10 protein-coding genes are annotated in these 14,764 nt (G+C 69.5%); all 10 read right to left on the reverse strand.

Going from position 1 to position 14,764, the window contains the following annotated elements; genetic code table 11:
- Positions 1-795, reverse strand: a 795-nt coding sequence (locus tag NV2_RS30075) for a PPE domain-containing protein (RefSeq protein WP_067882214.1), incomplete at its 3' end; no start/stop codon positions are given.
- 14 nt (positions 796-809) lie between these two features.
- Positions 810-1,106 (reverse strand): PE family protein, encoded by a 297-nt coding sequence (locus tag NV2_RS30080; RefSeq protein WP_067882217.1) that lies wholly within the window; start codon positions 1,104-1,106, stop codon positions 810-812.
- Between the two features lie 9 nt (positions 1,107-1,115).
- A complete protein-coding gene (locus NV2_RS30085; protein WP_067882220.1) occupies positions 1,116-2,492 on the reverse strand; it encodes a hypothetical protein in 1,377 nt (458 codons plus the stop codon).
- Positions 2,492-2,806, reverse strand: coding sequence for a type VII secretion target (locus NV2_RS30090; protein WP_067882223.1), 315 nt, complete (start codon positions 2,804-2,806; stop codon positions 2,492-2,494). The genes NV2_RS30085 and NV2_RS30090 overlap by 1 nt, the downstream gene beginning before the upstream one ends.
- Positions 2,807-2,963: 157 nt before the next feature.
- Complete coding sequence (locus NV2_RS30095) at positions 2,964-3,290, reverse strand: YbaB/EbfC family nucleoid-associated protein (protein WP_067882226.1); 327 nt, start codon at positions 3,288-3,290, stop codon at positions 2,964-2,966.
- A gap of 65 nt (positions 3,291-3,355) precedes the next feature.
- A complete protein-coding gene (locus tag NV2_RS30100) occupies positions 3,356-3,670 on the reverse strand; it encodes a hypothetical protein (RefSeq protein ID WP_067882229.1) in 315 nt (104 codons plus the stop codon).
- Between the two features lie 45 nt (positions 3,671-3,715).
- Positions 3,716-4,528, reverse strand: a complete 813-nt coding sequence (locus NV2_RS30105; protein ID WP_067882232.1) for an ESX secretion-associated protein EspG — start codon at positions 4,526-4,528, stop codon at positions 3,716-3,718.
- Positions 4,525-6,471: a hypothetical protein gene (locus NV2_RS31630; RefSeq protein WP_067882236.1), complete on the reverse strand. Its 1,947-nt coding sequence runs from the start codon at positions 6,469-6,471 to the stop codon at positions 4,525-4,527. Before NV2_RS31630 ends, NV2_RS30105 begins: the two co-directional genes overlap by 4 nt.
- A gap of 168 nt (positions 6,472-6,639) precedes the next feature.
- Positions 6,640-8,247 carry a hypothetical protein gene (locus NV2_RS30115; protein WP_245662839.1) on the reverse strand — a complete coding sequence of 536 codons (1,608 nt, stop codon included), beginning with the start codon at positions 8,245-8,247 and terminating at the stop codon, positions 6,640-6,642.
- Positions 8,248-8,349: 102 nt separating this feature from the next.
- Complete coding sequence (locus NV2_RS30120; protein WP_067882239.1) at positions 8,350-14,733, reverse strand: hypothetical protein; 6,384 nt, start codon at positions 14,731-14,733, stop codon at positions 8,350-8,352.
- Between the last annotated feature and the right edge of the window lie 31 nt (positions 14,734-14,764).

Raw genomic sequence — 14,764 nt, forward strand, 5'->3', positions numbered from 1 at the left:
CGCCGCGGCGGGCATCAGCTGTCCGGTCGCCACGCTCCGGGCGGCTGCGGCGGGCGCGGTGGTGACTTCCGAGTACTGTGTCGCCCCGGCCACGGTTCGTAGCCGGGTGCCGGTGAGCGCATGCGGCACCGTCACCACGGCCGGTCCGGTCGCGGCGGGGACACCGGAGACACCGGGTAGCCCGGCCGACGCCGCGATGGCCGGCGCCGCCTGTTCTCCGGCGAGTGCGTCGCCGGTGGCCAGCACCGGTGGTTCGGCCTGCTGCCAGGGCACGGCCAGCGGTTCGGTAGCCGCCTCGTAGGTACGCATCACCCGGGCCGCACCGGATTTCGCCACATCCTGATCGGCGCTGATGTCGGCGGCCGTGCCCAGCAGCGGGGCACCCAGGGCAGCACCCGCGGTCTGCACCGTCCGCAGTGCCTGCTCGAGGGCGGCGATCTCGGTGACGTGCGGCATCGCCAGGCGCGCCACCTCGTACGCGGCGGCCTGCTCGCCCGCGTGCACGGCATTGCGGCCGGCCGCGGTGGCGGCATCCGAAAGCCAATCCCGCATCCGGGCCACGCGTTCCACCACCTCGTCACTGCGTTCGGAACGCCAGTGCCCCCGGATCTCTGCGACGATGCGGTCGTAGTCCAGTACGGCGGCCGCGAAATGCGCGGCGATCCGTCCCCACGCGGCGGCGGCCTCGGCCATGGGTATCGATCCGGGGCCGACGGTCAGCTCTCGGGCCAGCCGCTCGGTCGGTCTGGCCTCCCAGACCACCCCGGTGAATCCGTCCCCCGGCGGTTCGATCATGGCTGCGCGTCCGATCAGACCGACGTAGCGAGGTCGGCGGCGTTGTCGGCATCCATCCGGGTCAGCCCGCGTCCCTGTGCCCGCAGGGTCGCCGCCAGCTTGCGCAGCTCCCGCACTCCCAGGGCACTCGACGCATCGAAGGACGTGCCGACCTCGGTCATCGTCGCCGCCGCGCGCCGGGACACCTCGTCGGTTCCGGGGGCTGCGACCGACAGCGCCGGAGTATCGGCACGCAGGCCCGCCTCCATCCGGTCGGCGAGCGCGTCGAGATCGGCAGCGGTCCGTGCCGCGACTACAGGGTCGAATTCCATCGCGAACTCCTAGAGAGTGAGGGCCTTGTCCGGCGGCTCGGTGGTGTCGGGTGCCGTGGTGATCGCATCCGCGGCGCCGACGACGGGCAACGACACTCCGGCGATATCGCCCACGACGTCGTTGCCGTGTGCGGCGGTGACGAGCTGTCCACGTACCGCATCCGAGGTACTGCCGGAATCGGATGCGGCGCGTGCCATACCCGCGGCGCCGGCCGCCGGGGTCATCGGAACCATTCCCGGGCCCGCGGTGCCCGAGGAGGCCACCGCGGTCTCGGCGCCGGCGGTAGCCACGGCCTCGGTCATGATCGACGGGGTGCGCGCGGCCTGCAGCGGTGCGGCCACCTCCGGGGCACCGGCAGCCGAAACCCCCGACGCGGACGCACCGGGAGCACTGCCGCCGGATGCGGGCGTGGCGCTCCCCGGCGCCGGAGTCGCCGTCATCGGTTTCGCGACGTGACCCGCGCGGCCGGCCGCGGCCTGGGCTCCCGCTCCCCCGACGGCCGACAACGATTGCACCATCTGCAGGGCCTGCGAAATGTATTGCACGGCATTGCTACCGGAGCCGCCACCGGACGCCGTGGTGGCGAGCGACAGTCCGGACCTCGATGCTCCGAGCGACGCGGTGCTGCCGGAGACCGACTGCACCGCGCTCTCGGGCACCACGGTGTGGCTCGTCGCCAGCTTCGACACACCGTGCGGCACACCGGTGACCTTCACCTTGTGACCGGTCTGCGACATCTTCGCGCTGTGCGCGCCCAGCTCGACTCGCGTCTTGGTGACCACGCCGAGCGCTTCGGCCAGCGTCTGCGCCGACATCGCCACCATGAACACCTGCCCCGGTGGCGTCACGATGAACGGCGCGGCCGCCGCCATGGAGGTCAGATATTGGGAGGTGATCCCCGTCATCAGCGTATTTCCGGTGAATACCGTGCCCGCGGCAGCCGCGGTACCCACAGACATCTGCGCTCCCTGACCGGCCACTGCGGTTCCGTCGGCGGCGGCCTGGGCGGACTTGCTCGCCGCCGACAGCGCACCGGCCCCCTGCCACAGCGGCGTCGCCAGCTGCATGGCCGTGGAACCCAGTTGCACCACGGTCTGCAGCACCGTCGACACCTGGGACAGCACCTGGGTGGGGTCCGGGCCCGGGCCCGCGCCGAGGTTGCCGGTCCCGAAGCTACTGGCCAGATCTGTGATCGGCTTGGTCAGCGCCTGCAGGTCCAGCACCGGCAGCGGTGGCAGTTCCGGCAATGGCGGTGCCGGTGGCAGCTGCGGCAGGGCCGGCAGGCCCATCTCCCGCAGGACGTCGTTCACCGGCCGATCCACGATCGATCCCATGGCACTGCGGCGCAACAGATCGACGATCGAGGCGTCCAAGGCCGCGTTCATCAGGCGTGACCGATTCCGTTGAGCAGATCGGCATTGTCCTGATCGGTGGCGGAATAGGTTGCGGCACTTTCGTGTGCGGTCACCGCGGTCGCGGCGTGCACCGTCGCCAGTTCCACCACCGAGCTCAGGTGATTGGCCTGTGCCACCGCATATGTCGCGAGAAAGTCCTGACCGATCAGACCGAAGATCGGTACCGCCGCAGCGATCGCCACCGCCTGATTCACGGTGCCCGCGGACAACGTCTCGGTGGCCATCGCCGCGGTCGCATCGCCGTAGCGGCGAATCGCCTCCGGTACTGCTACCAACTCGCCCATGTGACAACCCCTGCCCGGTATACCGATTCACAACCGCGAAACGGCTGATCGAACATCTACCCGAGTCATTGCAACAGTCCGCGGCGTGCAGCGGCTCGCGCGCAGCTTAAGAACGCGTTACGCGACAGTGAATCTCGCGAATCGCGGCCCTGCGGCACTACTCGTTTTCCCGGGTCGGCTCCACACCGTTGTCCTGGTTGAACGCGGTGATCAGCGCACCACGCCGGGCGAAGGCACGGGCAGCCGCCCGGTGTGCGGTGTCGACCACCACCTGCTCGAATTCCGCCGGGGTCAATCGGTTCACCGCAGGCGCGAGGACCAGATCGAGAAGTGCGCCGTTCCCGTCGACCTCCGCGGTCACCGCACCGTCGCCGGAGCTCTCCCGCACCCGGATCCCCGCCATCCGGTCACCCAGTTCACGCATGCGCTCCAGCTGACGCTCCGAGCGGGCAACCAACTCGTCCATGACCGAAATACCGGCCATCTCAGGCATATTCGCGCTCACATCGGCCTCGCTACCATGGTGGCTGCCGTCTCCTCCGGCCACCGCTACACCGACCGCAGCCAACTCTGCGGTTCCGTCTCGTAGTCCTGTTCCTCGACCAGTTCCCGTCGTTCCACCTGCGCCGCGGTGGGCAAGCCGGTCAGCGCGAGCAGATCGCTGCTGAGCCCGGCTTCGGCCAGTTCCCGCCGGCGCGCCAGTCCCGCTCGGTCGGCCGCACGGGAACACAAACGCAGCAGCTCGGCGGCCAGTTCGGCGGGCGGGCGGCGTAATTCGGCGGGTTCGATCGCAATCCGCAGCGGCAGGCCCTGTTCGGTGGTCTCCACCGTGATCGATCCGGATCGTGTTGTCGCGGTGGACATCGTGCTCCTCGGGATTGGTCGGTTACAGCACTGTTCGCCACGGCGTCAGACGCGCTCGTCCTTGATCGCGCGGACAACGGTGATGATTTCGGCGTTGACGGCATCGATCAGGCCCTGACGATCGACACCGACTGCCGTGCGTGGCGTTCCGTCACGAATCACATAGCGACCGTCGTCGGTCAGATCGCGCCAGTTCAGGCGCCGCACGGTGCGCCCGCGGGGGCCGAACCGCGAAACCCCCTGCACGACCTCGATGACACCCACCCGCTCGGGAACGAGCTCGAGGAAGCGGCCGCCGGCGGCCTCCGCGGGCTCGTCGTAGCTGTCCCACAGTTGTGGCGCACCGGATGCGGCACCGGCCGCGACATAACGGGATTCGACGGATCCGGCCCGCGTCGACGGGTCCGGCGGAAGGATCAGATGACTCGTACGACCAGGCTCGGCAACAGGTAGTGCCTCGGCGATCAGGTCGGCCAGCCGCAATGGATCACACTGCACCATCGTGAATCCGCCGGCGTGTAACAGAGTTCGCCCCGGTCGTTGCGTCAGCAGATACCCGCGCCCCTCCCGTCGAGCGGCCAGCAACCGGAGCGCGCCCGCACTCCGTTGTGGATCACGACCGTCGAAGGCCCACACCAGAACCGCGATATCGGGCTGCAGGCAATCACGTACGGCGTCGAACAGTGCCTGGTCGGGCTCGGCCAGCAGGCGGTCCCGCAGGCGGACACATTCGCGCTGAAAGTCGTCCTCGAGGGGGATATCGGTGGTGTAGACGAACGGCGCCGGCGGACCCTCGCCACCGAGATGCCGCCACAGGACCACGAATTCGAGATCGGTGAAGCTCCATTCGCGGTTCATTTCTCGACCACCGGCTTGACGACCACGGGCGCCTCGCCGAGCGCATCCTCGAGGTATTCGACCGAGTCCAGATAGGCGGGCCGCTTGTGCTCGCGTCCCTGCTGATTCTGCGCACCCGCGCCCGCCGCTCCGGGCGATCCGGGCGTGCCGGCCATCGGGGCCGCACCGGCCCGGCCGGCGGGCGAGTCGACTAGCCCCGGGCCGGACGCCGCCCCGAGCGCACTCGCCCGCGGAAACAGCTTGGACGCCTGAGCCAGATCGCGGTTGAGCGCGGGCGCGGGCACGCCGGCGCTGTTCCCGCCCGGCAGGCCACCGCCGCCCGCACCACCACCGGCGCCCATCAGGGCCGACAGCGGATCCTTACCCTCCCCCAATCCGGGGATGTCGCCCAGTCCGGCCTTGGACAACACATCCTGCTGCTGTTGCTGAGTCAGGGTCTGCCCGATCTGCTGACACGCCTGCATCAACTGCTGCGCCCCCTGTTGCGCGGCCGACATCAGCTGTTGCACCGCCGAGAGGACCTGCTGCTGCTCCTGTTGCTGCTGCGCAGCCACCTGCTGCTGTTGTTGATAATCCTGCTGCTGCCGTTGTTGCTGCTGCTGGTACTGCTGTTGCTCGCGTTGATCGCTCTGCTGCTGCTTCGCGTATGCCGCGGCCTGGTGCTGCTGCTCAGCCAACGCCGCCCGCTGCTGTCGCACCGCGTGGTCCTGGACGGCCTTGTTCTGCTGATCGGACAGTGCGCCCGCGCCCGGAGACGAGCCACCCGGGGCACTCCCCCCGGGATGGGTACCGCCCGGGTTGGTGCCACCCGGATCGGTGCCACCCGGATTCGACCCTCCGGGATGTTTCCCGCCGGGGTCGTCGTTCCCGTTCGGCTTCTCCTCCCCGGGCGGCGTCGTTCCGGTGGGATCGAACGGATTCGCCGGGAGTGCGCCGAATGCCGACGCGGCCGCGGGGATCACCGGAACATGCGCCGCGGACTGATTCATCCCGTACACATAGGTTTTGCGGAACATCTCCCGGGTGTACTGGAGCCACGACTGCTTGGTTTCCTCGTCGGCCTCGTTGTTCGGCGGCATGCAGTACTGGGTCTCGTTCAGCCAGCCGGAGCTGTAGAGCAGCAGGTCACCGGTACCCTCGATCGACTTCGACAGGGCCGGAATGCTCTTGCCGTAGGCCTGGACCGCTGCGACCGCGGTCTCCTTGCCCGGACCGCTCCACTTGTCGGCCGTCACGGAGTCGATGGTGTTCAGCAGATCCGAGTACACCTTGTTCACCTCGGTGGACATCCACCACCAGGTGCCGGCGTGGTCGGCGAGGTTCTCCGCCACCTTGTTGTATCGGATGTGGTTGCCGACCTGATAGAGATCGAACCAGCTCATGTAGTCCGGCGCTTCCGGGCTGATCGTCGTCGGCTGGAACGAGTGCAGACCCGCTTCGTTACCCATCGCGTCGACCGGGGTCTTGTCATCGGTTTTCGCGGGGGGCGGCACTCTCGGCGGATCCCCGATCGGATCCAGGCCGTCGGCTTCCCACATGTAGTCCGGCTTACTGCTCACGTTGTCCAGCAGTTCGGAGTTGAAGCCCTCCACCTTGCCGTAGGCTTTGCCGGCCTGGATGAAGGTGTCGATCATCTGGCCGAGGATCTTCTTGTGGTCCTCGAAGACCGTGTGCAGGTCGGTGGCCTCGGTACCGAACTTGTTGCCCAGTGCGGCACCCGAGGCGAGATTGGAGACCGGTGCGCCGACCGTGAGGTCCTCGGTATAGAGCTGCAGCGTCTTCAGGGCCGCAATCGTGCTCTCCGCGGCAGCCGCCACACCCAACGCCGCTTCCGGCTCGAACTTCAACGCATCCTTACCGGAGGTGTGGGTCTTCGTGTACTCACTCAGCGCCGGAAACGGATTGCCGGTGGCAACGGTGGGCCGGCTGGGATCGGGGGCCATCGGTCGTGCTCCTCGAATACGGCAACAGCGGGGCTCGCCTGCGCATCGCAGCCGGAGGTACCGCGATGAACAGACAAGGCCCACGCCATTTTTCGAGATGGGCGCGACCGGGGAGCGACGCCCGCACCAACAGTGGTTGAATGCGGGGTGAAACGCCCGCGGCGAATGTCATCCCGCCCGTAGGGCACCGCGTCGTTCCCGGAACCGCTGCTCGAATCCGGCCAGGTAGAGCGAGGGGGCGATCGACGAGGAAGACTGTTCCAGCACACCGTCATCGGCTACGTAGAACACGGTGCGGCCGATGGCGACCTCGTCGGCTTCGGTAGGCATGTACACCATCCAGCCCACCGAGATCCGGTCCGCGTGCAGCCGGTCCGGCGGATATCCCCCGAACTCGGCCTCGCGTTCGGAAAGGTATCCACGCACCCGAGCGAGCGCTTCGGGCTCGGGCAGCGGTGCGGGCTCGGTGAACACCGCACCCGCCATGCTCAGCTGGTTGTAGGCGGCATCGACATCGAAGCTGTCGTCGTCACCGAAGACCCCGACCAGGGTCTCCCGAGTCACCACATTCGCTTCCGCCGCGGCCACCAGGGTGTCGACCGCGGTCCGCACCTCGTCGGCCTCCCCGTCGATCAGGCCGCAGATCACCTGAGAAACCGTCGCCGCGGTCCAGATACCGGGCAGGGCATCGCTGAGCTCGTCGGACGCGGGAGATTCGCCGCGATACCACTGGCCGTCCTGCCACCAGTAACAGAACGACAGCAACCCGTCACCGAAACGCGGGTTCAGTACCGAGTTCGAGACCCACTCCGGGGCACCGCGATACAGCTGCGGCAACTCGCCGGCGCCGTTGTAGGCGGCATCGAGAGCCGGGGCCTCCCACACCCCACCGGAAAGCACGGCACGACCGCCGGGCAGCAGATACAGGGTGCAGCCGCCACGCCGGGAGCCCTCGAACCACCCCAGTGACGGCAACACTCGTGGTCCCCACCGTGATCCGGCCGCGACAAACGCGGCCGACATCACGCCCCATCTGCTCCACAGGGTCGCCAGATCGGGAAAATCGGTGTTCGACAGCGCCGGGACCACACCCGCGGTGCGATCGGTGCGAGCCTGCCGGGCTGCCTCCGCAGGTGGGCGGGATTGCCGACCACCGTGCGCAACGTAGGCGCCCAGCCACACCGGCACCCGATCCCTGGGATATGCCTGCAGATCGGCCAGATACGCGTCGGGGGACAACATCTGGTCGTCGGGGAACGGTTCGTCGCCGTAGTCGTAATCGACGTGCAGATGTCCTTCCCGATCGAGCCGCACCAGCAGGCGCCACCAGGGACCGTCCGCGAAAGCGGCGGACAGATGCCGGTGTTCCCGCACCAACTCCAGCACCGCCTCCGACGGCTCGGCGCGCAGCATCCGGTCCTGGTCGTCGGTGAAGATCACCTCACCGCCACCGACCACCACGGTCACGGCGAAGACCGCCGTCAACTCGTACCACCCTTCGGGCGCCGTCACCGCCAGTTCCCGGGCGATTCCGTGCGCCAGTTCCCGGGCACGCACTTCCGGATCCGCCGGTGCCTGTTCGGGTTCGAGTTCGAGTTCGGGTCGGTCGCCGCCGAGGGTGAAACCCACATCCGGTTCGTCGGGGCGGGGTTCGGATCCTGCTGGAGCGGCAGGCGGCGGCGAATCCTGGGACGGCTCGGATGCCGTAGTGGCGGTATCCGTCTCCGTCTCCGAGCTGTCCGGGAGACCTGGTTTACGGTCGTCGAGGCTGGTCACGTCGCGAGGTCTCCTCGTTCAGGTCCACCGTCGGGTGAACAGGCCGGTTACCGATATTCTCGTCGCAACGATATTCGCTGATTCGTTGCGGTACTGCATTTTTCACGGTGTCACTCCGCTCCCGATGAAGATCCGGGCGCGACGAGCCGGGTTGTCGAGGATGTCGCTGACCCATAGACCGAGATCGTGTTCCGGTGCCGGCCGGCGGTAACGCACGCGGCAGACCTCGATTCCGGCCCGGGTGACCGCGAATTCCGCACTGCGGCGGCGTACTCGGTGCCAATGCGTCACGATCGCCAGGTCGTCCGCGTCGATCAGCTGTCCGTCGATACGTACGAACAGCTGTGCACCGGAACGAAAGAACACGATCTCGGCACCGTCCAGCTCGCCGAATACTCCGCTGGGTGGGCGCGTGAGGGCGTGGATCTCGGACAGGGCACCGGTCAACGGATCAATTTCGGCACAGCGCGTTCCGCCGAACTCCTGCACCAGAATCGGCGGAGGTGCCGTAGCGGATCCGTTCGGCCGAACCGGACGCGATGTGCCGGTGCTCGCGCTGCGTCCGCCACCGTTCGGTACCGGAGGGGCGAAAGACGGGAAGCCGCTCAGTGGAAGCGCCTGCTGCGGTACCGAGTTCGTCGCCCGTTCCGGCGGCACGTTCGACATCGGAGGCACGAAAGGTGGGACGCCGTTCAGCGGAGGCCCGAGCTGCGGGGTTGGGTTCGAACCCCGCTCCGGCGGAACGTTCGACACCGCCGGTGGCATGGGCGCCGCAGGCGTACCCGGCACGAACGTGTGACCCTCCTCCGGGAACTGTCCGGGCCCAGGCCGGCCACTACCGTCCGGAACTCCACCGGCACCGGGCACCGGAACCTGCGGCGGCACACATGCTTCGTTGGCACGGGGCCACCCCGGATCCGAGCCCGAAAGCCAGGGCGGAACCGGCACGCTCGACTGCCCGCCCGCACCCGTGCCAGGCGCCTCCGGCAATCCCGCCACCGGACACCCCGGCCCGACGCCACGACCATCTCCCCCACCAGGATCGGTACCCCCGCACGAATCGTTTTCCGCCCCTATCTCTTCGCCCGGGGCGCACGGTCCGTCATCGGCACCGCCACCAGGCTCGGCACCGCCAGGCCGTTCCGGCCGTGGCTGCGGGGAAGGGGGTGGCTGGTGGGGTGGGTTTTCGGTCGGGCGCTGCGGTGGTACAGGTGGGATCGGGGTGGGTGGGATGTCGATCGGCTTCGGTTCGTAGTCCGGCCAATCGAATTCCGGATCGTGCGGGACGTGTGGGACCGGCGTGATGTAGGTCTTGCGCGGCGGGCGAGCGCCCGGTGCGGCACCGGCCCCGCGGTCGGGGTCCCCGCCGTCCGGGGGCTGTTTCGCGGCTCCGGAGGCGCCGGACTCGCTCGGGTGCTCGGAGGGCTCCGGCTCCCCTGAAGCACCTTCGTCCGGATCACTGCCGTGGGACGGCCGGGCAGGGAAGGACAGCATGTTCTCGCCGCCAGGACGTGGGCCGATGCGGTGCGGTGCCGATGCGGGACGTTCGGTGCGAGCCTGCCGGTCACGGAGCTGATCCGTGATTTCGTCACGGAGGCGTGCAATGGTTTCGGGCAATTCCTCCGATCGCACGGCAGCATCGGGCTCGCCCAGGCGGCGGGCCCAGCCCACGCGTTCCTCGGCTCCCGTGGCGTCGGCGAGTAGTTCCACCCGGCCCGCGCGCACCGCCGACTCGAGCAGCGGATCGCGGGCCCACGGCACGGTCAGGGCACGCCGGAGCACGGTGTCACGCGCTGCGAGCTGTTTCAGCGCATCCACCGGATCGGCGGACAGTCCTGGGAAGCGTTGGCGTACACCTGTTTCCGCCAAGATCTCGGCCGCCCAGCGGGCGCGGGGCGGCAGCCACGAGGTATCGAGCACCGGGGCGTCGACGGCGTAGATCAGGCGAGACATACGCAGTGTCCGATCGCCGTCGCGTTCGGGGTCTCCGGGTGGCAGTTCGTCCGGATGGATCGGGTGCCCGTCGCGGATCACGAGGTGCCCGCTCAGGCGCCGCCGGTTGCTGTCCCAGTCGTAGCCGTGCCGGGCTGCTTCGAGGTCGGCGTCGTACCAGGTGGCGTCGTGGTGGTCGGCGAGGTATTTCGCCTCGGTGTAGGCGTCATCGAGCAGCAGCAGATCCTCGTGGTGCGGCGTCCGGCGGCCGTCGCCGTCGCCCACGCCGGTGAGCCGCAGCCAGGCGTCGGCCACATGGGGCAGCCGGTCGTAGGGCTTGTGGATCAGGCGTCCGGTCGGATCGGCGTGATCGCGCACCCACATCTCGTTGCGCATCAGATGGTTCTTGACCGATCGGAGGCGTTCGATCAGCTGTTCACGGGTGAGTACGGTGCCGTCCGGATGCCGCGCCAGATTCAGCGCCTCGGCCCGGGTCCCGCCCGGTGCGGATGGATCCAGCAGCGGATCGCGGACCGCATTCAGCTGGTCGACGATCCGGCTCACATCGGTATCGCCGGCGTCGTCGGCGAATCGGCCTATCACCCGGTCGGCCCAGCGCTGCACCGCGGCCCAGCGTGCGATCTCGCGATCCTGCCGCGGCGTGGACCACTCCACCCGCTCCCGCGGCGGTACGTGATCGGTTGCCGACCACGGGCGGTGCGGCGGCTGCAGATCGGTTCGCGGGCCGGGGCTCCACCCCTTCCACCCGCGGAACGATCGCACGATCGGAATCTTGCGGAGCACCGGATGATCGGGATCGAAGGGCCCGTCCGGCAGCCGCGTGGTGTGGGCGCGCACCCACTCCCCGATTTCGGGGCGGCGTTGCAGCGGCCCCAGCACCCAGGGGTGTTTGCGCGCCATGTCGTAGAGCTGCACCCATCGTTTGCCGATGGTGTAGAGAGCACCGTCGAGCGGCATAGCCTCGTGGGCGTGCTCGTCCCAGCCCGGCGGAGGTTCCGGCTTCGGGCCCGGCCCCTGATGCCACCACAGTTCGGCCCGGCCGGCTTCGCTCAGCGTCAAGATCTGCTCGTAGCTGAGTTCAGGCCAATGATCGGTGAGCAGCCGCAGCACCAACGGCTCCACCATGTTCTGGAACGGTTCGGCGCCCATGGTGCCGCTGAAACCGTCCGGCATCTTCTCCTCGCGCTGCCGATACGGGATATGCGAGTTGTCCGTGCCGCCGAATGCGGCCCACCCCTTGGGCGGCAGCCGCCAGCCGTCGACCTCCCGTTGCCAATGTTTGTCCAGGGCGGTACCGGACGGCAGTTCCGGCTGATACGCGCGCAGACCACGCGCCTGCCCCTCCCGGGGATCGTGCAGGCGACCGTCCGCACCGTGCCAGCGCACCATGGTGTCGCCGGCGAAGGGCAGCCTGCCGCCCCGGTGCGGGGGCAGCTCCATCCGCTCGAGCCGTACCGGCGCCAGAGCCTGCGCCCGCGGCACGATCGTGCCGGCACCGTCGTGTGCTCCGGCGGCGAGTTCGCCGGTCACCATCAGCCGGTCGATGACCACATCGGGGTCCCGCAGCAGTTCCGCGAGTTCGTGATGCAGGGCGAACGCATCGAGCAGGGGTGCGTCGAAGCGGTCGTCACCGGGCCGGCGAAGTCCGTCCGGGTGCTCGGGATGCACCGGCACATCGGGATGGTCGAATCCGGACCGACCGGCCACCACGATGATGCGGGCAGGCCGGGCGGGTGCCCCGTCCGCGCCGGGCCCGCCGCGGTCGACCCACACGTTCTCGCTCAGCCGATGCAACACGGGCGCAGCCTCCCCGGTCTCTGCACGCACGTGTTCGGTGACAGCATCGGGCCACGCGCCGACCAGTGCCACCCGCTCGTCGTTGAAACGATCGATCCGGTGCTCGGCGCGCCGCGCCGCGTCCTGAGCGTCGGCGAGGCGGCGCAGCTGCTCCGGTGTTCGCTGGGCGGGATCGTTCAGCATCCTGGAGAGCTCGCCGACAGTGCGCCACAACGGTTTCGCGCGCTGGACCGCGGCGCGGTGCCCGTCCGCGATCCGGCCCAGTTCGTCGCGGACCTCCTCGGCGAGCGAGGCGTCGTGCCGGGCACCCTGCTGCTCCAGTGCGTGCACCTCGCGGTCGATCGTGTCGAGCCGATCCTCGAGCTGGAAGTAGCGCTCCAGCGCGGCGGCCAGCTTGTCGACCAGTTCGGTCTGCTCCCGCTCCTGGCCAGGTAGCAGTCGCTCCCGCCGGGACAGGTCCGGGGCGTCCATACCGCTGCTGTCACGCACGTAGCGGGTGTTGTCCCCGCGCAATTGCCGCAACGTCTGCGACCAGTGGCTGCGGGACAGGTCCGGATCACCGAACGGTTCGGCGCGATGATCGACCTTGGTACGCCAGAACTCCAGATCGGCCGCCACCTGAGCCCGCTCCCGGACGCGGGCATCCAACGCTGCCTGCGGATCACCGACCGGTTCCCGCGGATCGCGGACCGGTGTGACAGCAGTGTCGGGCCGGGAGGGTCCCGAGCCTTCGAGCTCCGGCCGCGGCACCGCTACGTGATCGGAACCCGTTGGTGGCCAGCGCATGTCGAGAATCCGAACCCGGCCCTCGACGTCGACCCGGACCTGTCGGAAAACGAACTCGCCATCGGCACCGAGCAGGGCGCGGCGGACCGCCGGGTCGAGAATCCGGTCCGGATCGGCGCCCGGCGCTACCACGACCAGCCGGTCGGGCCCGCCCTCGCGCCCCGGAACCATCCGGGCCACTGCGCGTTCGGGATCCACCGCCCGTCCCTCGGCATCCAGCGCCCGGCCGCCCTGGCCGGCCTGCACATCTCGGGCGGCGAGCACCGCCGCATCGGCAGCGATCCGGTCGCGCGGCACCACGAGGGTCTGCTCGTGTACCCGCAGCAGGCCCAGTAATGCTGTGCCGAGCGATTCGGCTTCCTCGGCGGCAGCCTCCTCGGAGCGCCGTGCCTCGAAGAAGTCCTTCAGGCCGGTTCGCGGAATCTCGGCACGATTCCACAGTGCGTCGGCGCGGGCACGATGCTGTGTGATCAGCTCCCGCACCGCAGCGGAGAGTTCGTCGGTACGCAACCGCCAGGCCTGGTCGATTCCGAGATGTTCGGCGATCCGGACGATCTTGGCCACATTCGCTTCCACCTGGTCGTTGCGTCGCCCCAGTTCCGCGCCGAGTTCGCGTAATTGCCGGCGCACGGCACGGCTGCTCGGTCGGTACTCGTACTCCGCACCGCTGCGCCAGTCACCCGGGCGTCGTGGTTCCGGCTGCGGCGCAGGTGGTTCCGTGTGATCGGGGTGATGTTCACTCACCCAGACCCGGCCGTGCCGGTCCAGCTCGACCCCGAAGTAGACCGCATCGAAGCCGGCGGCCGCCTGCCGTTCGCGTTCCCGGGCGGGCATCCGGATCTCCGGGTCGCCGTGCACACCGACCCCGACCCAGCAGCCCCGCGCATCACCTGCCCCTTCGGCGCGCAGCCGACCGGGAACATCCAGGCGGATGCGCCGATAGGACACTCCGGAGATGCGCGGGCCACGATCGTCGAATCCCGCTCGCACCTGCATCAATTCACGTTCGGCCGCATGCTGGGCGGCGGCCCGGCGAGCCGACTCGTTCGCGGCCGCCACCCGATAGCGATCCACCAATTGCACGGCCGCGCGCCGCTGCCGTTCGGGAATCGTCTCGGAGCGGCTGTTCACCGCCTCACGCACCGCGTGCTGCAGGTCCGCCCGGGTAAGGCCGTGCGGGTCGACGCCGAATTCGCGGGCCAGCTGTGCGAGCCGCCGCGGACCGACGGTGCGCCGCTCCCCCAGTTCGATCGACAGCTCGGCGCGCCGCTGCGCCGGTGGGGCCAGCCGATCCCGGATCGCATCGGCGAGCTGGTGATCCGACGGCCGCGGCACTCCCAGACGTTCGGCGCGGCGGTCCAGTTCCCACCGGGACCGGTCGTTGTCGAGATCGGTGATCAGATCGCGGAGTTCGTCGCGGACGGCCGGCGCGACATCGTCGCCGTCCGCGAGCCGCGCGATCGACTCACGCAGCAGCTCGCGGCGCATCCGGTCCGGCCGCAGTCCGAGCTCATCGGCCCGCGCGGTCATCCGCGTCCAGGCCCGCACCCGATCGGCGCCCGCATCGGCGAGGTCGCGCAGCGCGTGTCGCAGCGCGCGCGTGACGGGCCGATGCTCGCGCTGCGGGCCCACCTGATGCCAGCTCTCGCGTTCGGGCGGCCCCTGGTCGACTCGGTCGGGCGCTGCGGAGTCCGGGGGTTGTTTCGGCGGGGCCGATTCCGGTGGTGTCGCGGAGTTGTCGGCATCGTGTCCGGTCGGGCGCGGTTCGCTGCCGTCGACGCCGTCATCTCGCCGCGCGGGGGCACCACCGTCGGTGCTGTCCGTCGCGGGTTCGCCCGCCGCCTTCGGTGCCGCGCCGCCGGGACGATCCCCGCCGGGCTTCGCAGGCGATCCACCCGAACCGTCGTCACCGGCGGGATCCGCACCGGGGCCGGGGCGGTCGTCGCCCACGAGGTTCCACAGCCAGTCGGCGCGCTGCGCG

This window comes from Nocardia vermiculata NBRC 100427 (assembly GCF_001613265.1).
In the GTDB taxonomy this organism is placed as follows: domain Bacteria; phylum Actinomycetota; class Actinomycetes; order Mycobacteriales; family Mycobacteriaceae; genus Nocardia; species Nocardia vermiculata.

Bases quoted from the DNA above. Each gene is read 5' to 3' on its own strand.
- NV2_RS30095 (WP_067882226.1), bottom strand. From the start codon at position 3,290: ATGGCCGGTATTTCGGTCATGGACGAGTTGGTTGCCCGCTCGGAGCGT.
- NV2_RS30090 (WP_067882223.1), bottom strand. From the start codon at position 2,806: ATGGGCGAGTTGGTAGCAGTACCGGAGGCGATTCGCCGCTACGGCGAT.
- NV2_RS30100 (WP_067882229.1), bottom strand. From the start codon at position 3,670: ATGTCCACCGCGACAACACGATCCGGATCGATCACGGTGGAGACCACC.
- NV2_RS31630 (WP_067882236.1), bottom strand. From the start codon at position 6,471: ATGGCCCCCGATCCCAGCCGGCCCACCGTTGCCACCGGCAATCCGTTT.
- NV2_RS30080 (WP_067882217.1), bottom strand. From the start codon at position 1,106: ATGGAATTCGACCCTGTAGTCGCGGCACGGACCGCTGCCGATCTCGAC.
- NV2_RS30105 (WP_067882232.1), bottom strand. From the start codon at position 4,528: ATGAACCGCGAATGGAGCTTCACCGATCTCGAATTCGTGGTCCTGTGG.
- NV2_RS30085 (WP_067882220.1), bottom strand. From the start codon at position 2,492: ATGAACGCGGCCTTGGACGCCTCGATCGTCGATCTGTTGCGCCGCAGT.